A 12413-nucleotide genomic window follows, 5' to 3' on the forward strand; every position below is an offset into this window, starting at 1 on the left:
TACCGCCCCTTATCGATTCTGCCTTAGTTTTGCGCATCCAGGTCGAGGGCGGGGCGCCTCCGGATCGCGGCTGAATAGAATAAATGGGGGTTGGAATGTCCGGGCGTATCGCGTCGCCATCTAAGCGCACAATCTTTCCGACCCTCCGTTTCCGCGCCAAGATCATTCTGGGCTTCGGTGCCGTGCTGGTGATCTCCGCCGGCAGCATGGCCTTCTCCTATTTCGGCTTTGAGCGGGTGTCGTCCGGCGTCGGATCTTACCGCAGCAGCGTTTCCGAGGCGGACCTTGCCCGCAACATCGACCGCGAGCTGCTGGGCTACCGTTCGGCAGTGAAATATTTCGTCGTCACCGGCAAGGAAGACGACGCCAAGGCGGCGCTCGACGCCGAAGCCAGCCTGAAGAATGCCATCGACCAGGCCATCAAGGGCGCCAAGACGCCAGTGCGGCAGGAGAGCCTCTCCAGCCTCGCCAAGGAATTTTCGAATTTCTCCGCGACCTTTGCAAAGGTGCTCCAGGCCAAACGCGACAGCACGCTCTTGGTGCAGAATCAGCTGACGCGCCAGGCCAATCTCCTGAAGTACAAGCTCGACGACATCGGCAACAATGCGTCTGATTCCGAGGCGCAGGCGATCGAGTTCGGCACCAAGCAGGTCAACGCCCAGTTCCAGACCGCGAGCGCCGCGGCCACCAATTTCGTGCTGACGTCCGACCAGGCCATCGCCACCAGCGCGCTAGCCCGGCTGAAATTCGTCGAGAACTCGCTCGGCGCGGTCTATTCCATGGACGACAAGATTGTCGCCGGCCTGAAGGACGCCAAGACCATCCTGGTCGCCTATCGCGAAGCGCTGGAGAAGCTGATCGCCAACGCCAAGATGGTCGACGATCTCGTCGCCGAGATGAGCGGTTCGGCCGGCGCAATCCTCCAAGGCGCCACCGCCATGAAGGCGGACCTCGTCGCCGAGCAGCAGCGGCTGGATTCGGAGTCGGAAGCGACCATCGGCAAGACGGAGCAATTGGTGCTGATGCTGGCCGTCGGCGGCACGCTGCTGGGTGCAGTCCTCGCCTTCCTGCTCGGCACCGGCATCTCGCGTCCGATGATCGCGATGTGCAAGGCGATGCGCGAGCTCGCTTCGGGCAATTTCGATGTCGTGCTTCCAGGTCTCGGCCGCAAGGACGAGATCGGCGAGATGGCCGGCGCCGTGGAAGAGTTCAAGGTTCAGGCGGTCGCCAAGGCCGAGCGCGATGCTGCCGCCAGCGAAGCCCAGAACAAGGAGGCAAGTGCGGCGCGCCGCGCGGAGCTGATCCGCTTTGCCGATGATTTCGAGAGCGCGGTCGGCGCCATCGTCTCCAACGTCTCGTCCTCCGCCGTGCAACTGGAATCGGCGGCGTCCACGCTGACCCGCACCGCCGAGACCACGCAGGCCTTGTCGAGCCAGGTCGCCGGCGTCTCCGAACAGGCCTCCAGCAACATGCAGTCGGTCGCGACCGCGACCGAAGAGCTGTCAGCCTCGGTCGAGGAGATCGGCCGCCAGGTTCGCGATTCCAGCCGGATCGCCGAGGCCGCCGTGGTGCAGGCCAAGGAAACCGACGGCCGCATTGGAAAACTCTCCCATGCCGCGCAGCAGATCGGCGAGGTGGTCAAGCTGATCACGGCGATCGCCGAGCAGACCAATCTGCTCGCGCTCAACGCCACCATCGAGGCGGCGCGCGCCGGCGAGGCCGGCCGCGGCTTTGCGGTGGTCGCCAGCGAGGTGAAGTCGCTGGCGAGCCAGACCGCGAAGGCCACCGACGAAATCTCCTCGCACATTGCGGGCATGCAGGGTGCCACCGCCGAATCGGTTGCGGCGATTAAGGAGATCGGCGCCACCATCGGCCAGATCTCCTCGATCTCGACGTCGATTGCGAGCGCGGTCGAGCAGCAGGGCGCCGCGACGCAGGAGATCGCCCGCAGCGTCCAGACCGTGGCCCTGGGCACCCAGACCGCGGCCACCGACATCGGCCAGGTCAACCGCGGCGCCGCCGAGACCGGCTCGGCCTCGGAGGAGGTGCTGAACTCGGCCAAGTCGCTCTCCAGCGAAAGCACCCGCCTGCGCGCCGAGCTCGACCGCTTCATGGCGAATATCCGGGCGGCGTAAGGCTCGCCGTAGCGCCACCCTCCATTGTCGTCCCCGCGAACGCGGGGACGACGGAGCGCGCAACTCTCCGCGACACCTAACCGCCAGTTGCGGCGCCACAAATTTACCACAGCTTATCCTTTGCCCCGTAACGTGCCGATGAGTCAGGAAGCGGGCTGCTTCCGGGCTGCGCCTGGTTTTCCGCGAATGGAATGGGGTGGGGGAATGTCTGCCAAGTCGAAGCCGAACTCATCGAAGCTGTTCACCTTGCGCTTTCGCGCAAAAATCATCCTCGGCTTCGTGGCGGTGCTGGCCATCCTCGCCGTCAGCATGGCTTTCGCCTATTTCGGCTTCGAGCGGATCCAGGGCGCCGTCGCCGCCTATCGCACCAGCGTGTCGGAAGCCGATCTCGCCCGCACCGTGGACCGCGAGCTGATCGCCTATCAGGGGCTGGCGCGGGCCTATACGCTGACCGGCGCGAACGACGACGAGACCGCGGCCAAGGCGGCGGAAGAGAATCTGAGAGGCGCGATCGCCAAGTCGATGGCGGCCACGACCGGGGCTGCCCGCCGCGAGCAGGTCGGCAAGCTCGAGGCCGAGTTCCAGCGCTTCGCCAAGATCTTCAGCGAGATCATCACGCTGACGCGCGAGAACAACAAGATCGCGGCCGACGAGCTCAACAGCGTCGGCAACAAGATCCGTTTCAAATTCGACGATCTCGCCGACACGGCCGCGTTGGCGGGGCTGGCTTCCGTGCAGACCACGGCCAAGGACGTCACCTCGCAATATCTGGCGGTCTCCACCTCGGTGAGCGCCTTCGTCGCCAAGCCGGAGCCGAAGACCGCCGACGGCGTCATCGCCCGCATCAAGTTCCTGGAGACCCTGCTGGTCTCCATCTATGCCAACGACCAGAAGATCACCGACCGCGTCACCGAGATCGGCAATCTCCTCAAGCAGTACCGCACCTCGTTCGCCAAGCTGACCGAGAACGTGAAGATCATCGTCAAATCCAACGGCGAGATGACCAAATCAGCGGCGTCGATCCTCAAGCTTTCAGCTGATCTGCGCTCGGACCTGACCGCTGATCAGCAGCGCATCGAGGCCAGCGCCAATGCGACGATCGGCGAGACCGAGCAGTTGATGGTGATGATGGCGCTGGGCGGCCTCGCCGTCGGTATCGTGCTGGCCCTGATGCTCGGCAACGGCATCTCGCGGCCGATGATCGCGATGTGCAAGGCGATGCGCGAGCTCGCTTCGGGCAATTTCGATGTCGTGCTTCCAGGTCTCGGCCGCAAGGACGAGATCGGCGAGATGGCCGGCGCCGTGGAAGAGTTCAAGGTTCAGGCGGTCGCCAAGGCCGAGCGCGATGCTGCCGCCAGCGAAGCCCAGAACAAGGAGGCAAGTGCGGCGCGCCGCGCGGAGCTGATCCGCTTTGCCGATGATTTCGAGAGCGCGGTCGGCGCCATCGTCTCCAACGTCTCGTCCTCCGCCGTGCAACTGGAATCGGCGGCGTCCACGCTGACCCGCACCGCCGAGACCACGCAGGCCTTGTCGAGCCAGGTCGCCGGCGTCTCCGAACAGGCCTCCAGCAACATGCAGTCGGTCGCGACCGCGACCGAAGAGCTGTCAGCCTCGGTCGAGGAGATCGGCCGCCAGGTTCGCGATTCCAGCCGGATCGCCGAGGCCGCCGTGGTGCAGGCCAAGGAAACCGACGGCCGCATTGGAAAACTCTCCCATGCCGCGCAGCAGATCGGCGAGGTGGTCAAGCTGATCACGGCGATCGCCGAGCAGACCAATCTGCTCGCGCTCAACGCCACCATCGAGGCGGCGCGCGCCGGCGAGGCCGGCCGCGGCTTTGCGGTGGTCGCCAGCGAGGTGAAGTCGCTGGCGAGCCAGACCGCGAAGGCCACCGACGAAATCTCCTCGCACATTGCGGGCATGCAGGGTGCCACCGCCGAATCGGTTGCGGCGATTAAGGAGATCGGCGCCACCATCGGCCAGATCTCCTCGATCTCGACGTCGATTGCGAGCGCGGTCGAGCAGCAGGGCGCCGCGACGCAGGAGATCGCCCGCAGCGTCCAGACCGTGGCCCTGGGCACCCAGACCGCGGCCACCGACATCGGCCAGGTCAACCGCGGCGCCGCCGAGACCGGCTCGGCCTCGGAGGAGGTGCTGAACTCGGCCAAGTCGCTCTCCAGCGAAAGCACCCGCCTGCGCGCCGAGCTCGACCGCTTCATGGCGAATATCCGCGCGGCGTAAGGCTCGCCGTAGCGCCACCCTCCACTGTCGTCCCCGCGAAGTTGTCCGGGACGACAGCGGAGCAAGAAGTGTGAATCTCACTCCCTCCCGAACGCCCGCTTCAATTCCACCTTCGCCCGCTCCAGCCGCGAGCGCTGCGTCTTCGGCAGCGTCTTGCCGGCGCGGTTGATGTAGAACGTCAGCATCGACAGCGCCGACCGGTACGCACCGGTCTTGCGGCGCGAGCTGTGCTCGGCCGAGTACTTCAGCGAGGCTGCGATCTTCTTCGCGCTGGTCAGCTTGAACACGCCTTGTTTGAGGTCGAGCGCGTCGCTCTCTTTGGTCACGCGCTGCGACCAGCGTTTTGGCGCAGCGCGCTTGGTGCTCTTGCGCGCGGTGCTGCGCCGGGTGCTGCTCTTCCGGCGCGCGGTCCCTTGCGCAGTCTTGCGGGCGGCTGTTTTGCGCGAATGTGTCGTCTTTCTGACATGAGCCATGCGTCAACTCCCTCCGGATCCATCGGAAACGGGCAGGATCGGCGGCCGTTCCCACGGGAACCTGCCTTCGCCGCTGGCGTTGTCGCAGGTGGCAGGCCGAATGCCCCACCTCCATGACCGCCCCTGCCCACATCCTGTGAACCGGGGCTGCTTTCATTGGTCAGACAACAACGCGATGGAATTGCAGCAGAGCCCAGCGCCGACTTATGGATCTGCGATCTCGGCGGCGGCCGCGACTGAGCGCATCGTCGAGACCAGCATACCTTCGCGGCTCGACGCACTGCCCTGGAGCGGCTTTCATACGCGCGTCGTGCTCGCGCTCGGCATCACCTGGATCCTGGACGGTCTCGAGGTGACGCTGGCCGGCGCGCTCTCAGGCGCGCTGAAGCAGAGCCCGGTGCTGCACTTCTCCAATCTCGATCTCGGCATCGCCAATTCCGCCTATCTTGCCGGCGCGGTGCTTGGCGCGCTCGGCTTTGGCTGGCTGACCGACCGCATCGGCCGCAAGAAGCTGTTCTTTATCACGCTGGCGCTCTACCTCTCTGCAACGGCCGCGACCGCGCTGTCGTGGGATGTGGCGAGCTATGCGCTGTTTCGTTTTCTCACCGGCGCCGGCATCGGCGGCGAATACACCGCGATCAACTCGACGATCCAGGAGCTGGTCCCGGCGCGCTATCGCGGCTGGACTGATTTGGTCATCAACGGCAGTTTCTGGATTGGCGCAGCAATGGGCGCAGTTGCTGCCATCGTCCTGCTCGATCCCGCCGTGATCGGCCCCGACCTCGGCTGGCGCCTCGCCTATCTGATCGGCGCGGCCATCGGCCTCGTCGTGCTGTTGATGCGGATGTGGATTCCGGAAAGTCCGCGCTGGCTGATGATCCATGGCCGGCCCGACCAGGCTCATGCGATCGTCGATGAGATCGAGCGCTCGGTGATCGGCCATGACCAGCATCCGAGCAACGGAGCTTTCGCAAAGATTCGGCTGAAGATGCGCGATCATACGCCGATCCGCGAGGTCGTGCACACGCTGTTTTTCGCCTATCGCCAGCGCGCTCTGGTCGGCCTCGTGCTGATGAGCGCGCAGGCGTTCTTCTACAACGCCATATTCTTCACCTTCGCGCTGGTGCTGACTGATTTCTACGGCATCAGCGCCGATCACGTCGGCTGGTATCTGCTGCCCTTCGCCGCCGGCAACTTCCTCGGCCCGCTGCTGCTCGGCCGCCTGTTCGATACCCTCGGCCGCCGCACCATGATCATGTTCACCTATGGCGCGTCGGGCCTGCTGCTGGCGCTGTCGGGCTATCTGTTCTCGATCGGCGCCTTGAGCGCGCAGGGACAGACCATCGCCTGGATGGTGATCTTCTTCTTCGCATCGCCGGCCGCGAGCGCTGCCTATCTCACCGTCAGCGAGACCTTTCCGCTCGAAGTCCGCGCGCTGGCCATCGCAGTGTTCTATGCGGTCGGCACCGGTATCGGCGGCGTGATCGGGCCGGCGCTGTTCGGTGCGCTGATCGACACGGGATCGCGTACCAGCGTGTTCGCCGGCTATCTGCTCGGATCTTTCCTGATGATCGCGGCCGCGTTCATGGCGTGGCGCTATGCCGTCTCCGCGGAACGCAAATCGCTCGAACAAATCGCGCGGCCGCTCGCCTTCATGGAGTAGACTATGACATCAGAACTCGTTGAACTGGATCAGACGCGCGCCATGGCCGATGATGAAGCTCCCGACGCGGTGCCGGTGCCGCATGCGCTGCTGCCGCATCTCGGCGAAACCGCCTTCCTGCTCGATATCGACGGCACGTTGCTCGACCTGATGCCGACGCCGCGCGAGGTGTGGGTGCCGCCGGGCCTGTCGGAGACGCTCAAGGCGCTCGCGGAACGCACCTCCGGCGCGCTGGCGCTGGTCAGCGGCCGCTCGCTGAACGACATCGACCTGATCTTCGCGCCGGATGTCTTCCGCGCCGTTGCCGGTCACGGCGCCGAGATGCGGCTGTCGATGGACAGTGAAGCCGACGACGTGCACGCGCCGCCGCTGGACAAGGAGCTGAAGCGGCGCCTGGCGGCAATCGCCAAGCTCAGCCCCGGCATTCTGCTCGAGGACAAGGGCTATTCACTGGCGCTGCATTACCGCCTTGCGCCGCATGCGGAGAAGGCGATCTACGAATCCGTCTCGCTGATCCGCGCCGACCTGCCCAACGCGCCGATCGAGGTGCTGCCCGGCAAGTTCGTCTGTGAGATCAAGCATTCCGGATTCACCAAGGCCAGCGGCGTGCGCGAATTGATGAAGCACGAGCCGTTCAGGGGACGCCGCCCGATCTTCATCGGCGACGACGTCACGGATGAAACCGTGTTCGCGATCATGCCCGACATGAACGGGCTCGCCTTCTCGGTCGGCCGCCGCGCCATCGGCGTCAACGGTCACTTCGACGCGCCGAGCGACGTGCGCGCGTTCCTCGCCCGCCTGCTCGAACCGAAAGCATGATCCGGAAGAGCGTGCCGCGGTTTTCCGAAAGGATCATGTTAAACCTAAAGCGCGAACGCGCTTTAGGTAAAACCAAGGCAGCGCCACGTCACCGACACAATAGATCCGGCGCGGTATCATTACGCGGCGCAAATGCGCGCCGCGGGATCAGCCGCGAATGCTGTCTTTGCAGTGAAATTTCCAGGTTCCGCGAGGAAAACCAGTTCCAACGCGCATGCCCGATTTTGGTTTCAATCCGAAGAAATCATGACCAGGAACCATATTGATGAACGGCAGTTAAACGGGGTGGAATGAACAGGAGGGGACGACCTGTGAACTTGGTTGTCGTTTCAAATCGTGTGGCACGCGGCAAGCCCAACGAGCCCATGACGGGCGGTTTGGCGGCCGCGTTGCTTCCAGTCGTCGAACATTCAGGGGCGATCTGGGTGGGTTCCTCCGGCCGCGTGCGCGACGGCCATCAGAAGGAACCGTTTGCGGAGATCGAAGCGCTGGGTTCCGGCGCGATTGCGACGCTCGATCTGCCGGCGGCGCATTATGGCGGCTATTACGAAGGTTTTGCCAATTCGGCGCTGTGGCCGGCACTGCATTCTCGCAGCGATCTCATCCGCGTCTCGCGCGACGACTATGTTAGCTATCGCGAGGTTAACGCCTTCATGGCGCGCGCCTTGATGCGCTTCCGCAAACCCAAGACCGCATTCTGGGTGCAGGACTACCATTTCCTCGCGCTCGGCGCCGAGCTGCGCGATCTTTCCGTCGACGATCCGATCGGCTTCTTCCTGCACACGCCGTGGCCGGTCGCCGCGGTGATGCAGGGCGTGCCGCATCATCGCGAGCTGATCACGGCGATGCTGGCTTACGACCTCATCGGCTTCCAGACCGAGGAGGACCGCCAGAATTTCCTCTCCTATGTCGGCGGTGAGCTCGGCCTCGCCGTCGAGGATGGTATCGTGCTTTCGCAGCACGGCCGCACCCGCTGTGAGGTCTTCCCGATCGGCATCGATGCGGAGAAGTTCGCAGCCTATGCCGCGAAGTCGGCGTCGCACCCCGACGTGTCGCGGCTGCGGCGCAGCCTCAACGGCGAGCGTCTCGCCATCGGCGTCGACCGGCTCGACTATTCCAAGGGTCTCGTCAACCGCATCAGCGCGTTCGACCGGCTGTGGACCGAGCAACCGCAGTTTGCGCGCAGCATCTCGCTGCTCCAGATCGCCAACCCCTCGCGCGGCGGCATCGAGGCCTATGGCAATCTCCAGAACGAGGTCGCGCGCCTCGTCACCGACGTCAACGGCCGCCATGGTGAGGTCGACTGGACGCCGATCCGCTATCTGAACAAAGGGTTCAGCCAGACCGTGCTCGCGGGCCTCTACCGCACCGCGCAGGTCGGGGTGGTGACGCCGCTGCATGACGGCATGAACCTCGTTGCCAAGGAATACGTCGCCGCGCAGAATCCGGCGGATCCGGGGGTGCTGGTGCTGTCGAAATTCGCCGGCGCCGCCAACGAGCTCGACACCGCGCTCTTGGTCAATCCGCACGACATCGACGGCATGGCGCGCGCCATCGCCGTCGCCGCCGCGATGCCGCTCACCGAGCGCAAGATGCGTTGGGAGGCGATGATGAAAAAGCTGCGCGGGCACACCATCCAGCAATGGTCGGCGGACTTCGTCGCCGAGCTGGAGAAGTGCCGCACCGAGAAGGCGGCAGTCGCGCCGCTCGCATCTCAGCCGCCGCAGGCGCTGCGCTGGCTGAAGTCGGCGATCTCGGGCGTGCGGCTGATTTAGTTTCTTCTCCCTCTCCCCGTTCTTACGGGGCGAGGGTTGGGGTGAGGGGCTCTCTCCGCAGGTGAGATCGTCGAAGATCTGTCCCCCCTCACCCGGATCGCGCCGGACGATGCTGCGCGTCGCGGAGAGCGGCCCGACCTCTCGTCGCAAGCGGGGCGAGGTGAAGACGAGCACCTCAATAACAATACGACACTCCGTCCAGAATCGCGCATTGCCGCTTGTTCGGCGCGTTGGGGTCGTCCAGCGGCACCATGCCCTTGCCCTGGCCGACGAACACGCCGGCTCCGACATGGACCGAGCTCTTGTTGCCGATGATGATGCTTGGATGCGGCGTCGCGCTCGAGCGCGTCCCGTCGGGCCAGAGGATGGCGTTGCCCGACAGGATGCCGCGCCGCCCGTCGTCGCAGCTGACGTCCACGCCGTGCCGGGTGCAGACTTGGGCCAGGGCCGGTGCGGCAAAGGTGGAGCCAAGGGCCGAAATCAGGCTCAGCGCGACGATGGCGTTGCGGAAGGTCATGGCGTCCCCGGACGTGTTTGGTGGCTTCAGGTGAATCGTCGCGCCAAACCCGCCGCCGGTTCAGTCCGCGGGCGGTTCCAAGCGGTCTCGCGTCCTATGATATTTCCTCATAAATACAACAGCTTGCGGAAAAATCGTCCGATTTCCCCGCGATCCCTTGCAAAATCATCGGCGCCCCTTCAAGAGAGGGCGCTCCGGAGAGATGGCCGAGTGGCTTAAGGCGCACGCTTGGAAAGCGTGTGTGCGGGAAACCGTACCGTGGGTTCGAATCCCACTCTCTCCGCCATTTTTACCGCCCTTTCGTCACCTTCCACCTCCCGTCTCCCGCGCGCTTCAGCATGGGATCCGGCACCCGCACATGCTCGGCGAGAAAATCGATGAACGCGCGCACGCGTGCCGGGAGCGGTGCGGTGTGGCCGACATAGACGGCGTGGATGTCCTCGCGGTCGCCGGGGTTGTAGCTTTGCAGCACCGGCACGAGGCGACCAGCTTCGATGTCGGGGCCGATGTGGAACAGGGCGAGACGGGCGAGGCCGATGCCGCCAAGGCAGAGCCGGCGCGCGGCTTCGCCGTCGCTGGCGCGCGCGAGCGGCGGCGGCACGATTTCCTCGGTGTGATCGCCGCGCCTGAACGGCCAGGCGCGGATCGAGCGCGGGAAGGTCCAGCCGATGCCACGGTGGTCGGCAAGATCAGCCGGCATCTTCGGTATGCCCGAGCGTGCGAGGTAATTCGGCGCGCCGACCACGACCATGCGGCTGGTGCCGAGCTTCCGCGCGACGAGACGCGAGGCCCGCAGCGGCCCGGCGCGTATGGCGACGTCGGCGCGCTCCTGCATCAGGTCGATCAGCGTATCGGTCAGCACGAGATCGAGCGTGACCTCGGGATGCTGCTCGAGGAAGCGCGGGAGCAGCGGCATCACATGCAGCATGCCGAACGGAATGTTGCAGTTGACGGTGAGGCGGCCGCGCGGCGCAGCGCGCGAAGCGGCCTCACGCTCGGCCTCCTCCATCTCGGCGAGAATGCGCACGGCGCGCTCGTAAAAAGCCCGGCCTTCTACCGTCAGCGTGAGCTTGCGCGTGGTGCGGTTGACGAGGCGTGAGCCGAGCCGCGTCTCCAGCCGCGAGATCAGCTTGCTGACGCCCGAGGGCGTGAGCCGCAGGCTCCGCGCGGCCTGGGTGAAACCGCCGAGATCAACGACGCGGACGAAAACCTCCATCTCGGCGGAGCGGTTGGTGTCGAAACGGGCCATATTGAATTCATGTCACAAATGATTTGATTGCGGACATCCTAATGCTTTTGTCGCGGTGCGGCTATCTGCGTGGCTCGTCTCATCCATTGGAGTCCCGCATGCCTCCCGCTGTCCTCGCCCTCACCGCCGGTGCCTTCGGCATCGGCACCACCGAATTCATCATCATGGGCCTGCTGCTCCAGGTCGCCGCCGACATGGGTGTCTCCGTGCCGGTCGCGGGCCTGCTGATCTCCGGCTATGCGCTCGGCGTGTTCGTCGGCGCGCCGGTCCTGACGCTGGCGACTCGCAGAATGCCGCGGAAGTCCGCGCTGCTGGCGCTGATGGCGATCTTCACGCTCGGCAACGCGGCATGCGCGCTCGCGCCGAACTACGAACTGCTGATGGCCGCGCGGGTGCTGACCTCGCTCGCCCACGGCACGTTCTTCGGCGTCGGCTCGGTGGTCGCGACCAGCCTTGTCGCTGAAGACAAGCGCGCCTCCGCCATTGCCACCATGTTCATCGGCCTCACCGTCGCAACCCTGCTGGGCGTTCCCTTCGGCGCCTGGCTCGGCCTGATGCTCGGCTGGCGCGCGGCGTTCTGGGCGGTGACGATGATCGGCGTGATTGCGTTTGCCGTGGTAGCTGCGCTCGTTCCCGGCCATGTCGGCAAGGACGACAAGCCGATCTCGCTCGCGGAGGAGGTCGCGGTGCTCGGCCGGCCGCAAGTGCTGCTTGGCCTTGCCATGACCGTGTTCGGCTTTGCCGGGCTGTTCGTCGTGTTCACCTATATCCAGCCGATCCTGACCCGCTTCACCGGTTTCTCGGAAGCCGCAGTCTCGCCGATCCTGCTGGTGTTCGGCGTTGGCCTTGCGATCGGCAATGTCGCGGGCGGCAAGCTTGCCGATCGCGGCCTGGGGCGTGCGCTGATCGGCACGCTCGCCGCGCTCGCTTTCGTGCTGCTCGGCTTGGCCGCCGTGCTGTCGGTCAAGATTGCAGCCGTCGCGCTGATCCTGCTGCTCGGCATCGCCGCCTTCGCAACCGTCGCACCGCTTCAGCTTCGCGTGCTGGAGGCGGCCGGCCCCAGCGGCCGCACGCTGGCCTCCAGCCTCAACATCGCCGCGTTCAATCTCGGCAATGCGCTCGGCGCCTGGGCCGGCGGTGTCAGCATCGATCGCGGGCTCGGCCTCTCCATCCTGCCGCTGGTCGCGGCGGGCATCACGGCAATCGGCCTCCTGCTCGCGCTGTGGAGCCTCCGGCTCGACCGTCGACAGGCCGCCGTTGCGGCCTGCCCCGCGGAATGAGGACAACGATCGGCGATCGCGGCCTAAAAGCATGATCCGGAAAAGTGCGCAGCGGTTTCCCGAAAAGATCATGCGGCTCTCCGTGATCAACTGGGGCCGGCGCGCCGCGCGAGGGCTTCGCGCGACGCCACCGGCGTGATCGGAAAGCGCGCGGCCAGATCGTCAGATGCGAGGCGGCGATCGCCTTGTGGAACCCCGCATTCAACGCGTCGGTGATGCTGGAATCGCTGGAGACTTTGTAGCAATAGCCGACGTCGCACGAAC

General features: G+C 65.4%; 9 protein-coding genes and 1 tRNA gene. 7 read left to right on the top strand and 3 right to left on the bottom strand.

The window, feature by feature from the left end:
• The first annotated feature begins 95 nt into the window (after positions 1-95).
• Positions 96-2135, top strand: a complete 2040-nt coding sequence (locus tag ACVWY3_RS31740; protein ID WP_456841986.1) for a methyl-accepting chemotaxis protein — start codon at positions 96-98, stop codon at positions 2133-2135.
• Between the two features lie 204 nt (positions 2136-2339).
• Positions 2340-4373, top strand: coding sequence for a methyl-accepting chemotaxis protein (locus ACVWY3_RS31745; protein ID WP_456841987.1), 2034 nt, complete (start codon positions 2340-2342; stop codon positions 4371-4373).
• Between the two features lie 77 nt (positions 4374-4450).
• Here the strand turns inward: ACVWY3_RS31745 and ACVWY3_RS31750 are convergent, their stop codons facing one another.
• Complete coding sequence (locus ACVWY3_RS31750) at positions 4451-4846, bottom strand: DUF3175 domain-containing protein (RefSeq protein WP_456841988.1); 396 nt, start codon at positions 4844-4846, stop codon at positions 4451-4453.
• 175 nt (positions 4847-5021) lie between these two features.
• Between ACVWY3_RS31750 and ACVWY3_RS31755 the strand changes: the two genes are divergently transcribed.
• The 3 genes from ACVWY3_RS31755 to otsA all read left to right on the top strand — a co-directional run bounded on the left by ACVWY3_RS31755 (position 5022) and on the right by otsA (position 9103).
• A complete protein-coding gene (locus tag ACVWY3_RS31755; RefSeq protein ID WP_456841989.1) occupies positions 5022-6509 on the top strand; it encodes an MFS transporter in 1488 nt (495 codons plus the stop codon).
• 3 nt (positions 6510-6512) lie between these two features.
• Entirely contained in the window at positions 6513-7328 is an 816-nt protein-coding gene (gene otsB / locus ACVWY3_RS31760; protein ID WP_456841990.1) for a trehalose-phosphatase, read from the top strand.
• 311 nt (positions 7329-7639) lie between these two features.
• On the top strand, positions 7640-9103 hold the full coding sequence (otsA, locus tag ACVWY3_RS31765) for an alpha,alpha-trehalose-phosphate synthase (UDP-forming) (RefSeq protein WP_456841991.1): 1464 nt from the start codon (positions 7640-7642) through the stop codon (positions 9101-9103).
• Positions 9104-9278: 175 nt separating this feature from the next.
• On the opposite strand, the gene ACVWY3_RS31770 is transcribed toward otsA, so the two are convergent.
• The gene (locus tag ACVWY3_RS31770; RefSeq protein WP_456841992.1) at positions 9279-9620 is read right to left on the bottom strand and encodes a hypothetical protein; all 342 of its coding nucleotides are present in this window, start codon (positions 9618-9620) and stop codon (positions 9279-9281) included.
• Positions 9621-9816: 196 nt separating this feature from the next.
• Between ACVWY3_RS31770 and ACVWY3_RS31775 the strand changes: the two genes are divergently transcribed.
• A tRNA-Ser gene (locus ACVWY3_RS31775) sits at positions 9817-9906 on the top strand.
• 3 nt (positions 9907-9909) lie between these two features.
• On the opposite strand, the gene ACVWY3_RS31780 is transcribed toward ACVWY3_RS31775, so the two are convergent.
• Complete coding sequence (locus ACVWY3_RS31780; RefSeq protein WP_456841993.1) at positions 9910-10869, bottom strand: LysR family transcriptional regulator; 960 nt, start codon at positions 10867-10869, stop codon at positions 9910-9912.
• 98 nt (positions 10870-10967) lie between these two features.
• On the opposite strand from ACVWY3_RS31780, the gene ACVWY3_RS31785 reads away from it, so the two are divergent.
• Positions 10968-12149, top strand: coding sequence for an MFS transporter (locus ACVWY3_RS31785; protein ID WP_456841994.1), 1182 nt, complete (start codon positions 10968-10970; stop codon positions 12147-12149).
• Positions 12150-12413 lie beyond the last annotated feature (264 nt).

It is taken from the genome of Bradyrhizobium sp. USDA 4486 (assembly GCF_054057995.1).

What these genes read in the sequence shown, in the direction of transcription:
- ACVWY3_RS31780 (WP_456841993.1), bottom strand. Translation starts at nt 10,869, where the DNA reads ATGGCCCGTTTCGACACCAACCGCTCCGCCGAGATGGAGGTTTTCGTC.
- ACVWY3_RS31755 (WP_456841989.1), top strand. Translation starts at nt 5,022, where the DNA reads ATGGAATTGCAGCAGAGCCCAGCGCCGACTTATGGATCTGCGATCTCG.
- ACVWY3_RS31740 (WP_456841986.1), top strand. Translation starts at nt 96, where the DNA reads ATGTCCGGGCGTATCGCGTCGCCATCTAAGCGCACAATCTTTCCGACC.
- otsB (WP_456841990.1), top strand. Translation starts at nt 6,513, where the DNA reads ATGACATCAGAACTCGTTGAACTGGATCAGACGCGCGCCATGGCCGAT.
- ACVWY3_RS31750 (WP_456841988.1), bottom strand. Translation starts at nt 4,846, where the DNA reads ATGGCTCATGTCAGAAAGACGACACATTCGCGCAAAACAGCCGCCCGC.
- ACVWY3_RS31785 (WP_456841994.1), top strand. Translation starts at nt 10,968, where the DNA reads ATGCCTCCCGCTGTCCTCGCCCTCACCGCCGGTGCCTTCGGCATCGGC.
- ACVWY3_RS31770 (WP_456841992.1), bottom strand. Translation starts at nt 9,620, where the DNA reads ATGACCTTCCGCAACGCCATCGTCGCGCTGAGCCTGATTTCGGCCCTT.
- ACVWY3_RS31745 (WP_456841987.1), top strand. Translation starts at nt 2,340, where the DNA reads ATGTCTGCCAAGTCGAAGCCGAACTCATCGAAGCTGTTCACCTTGCGC.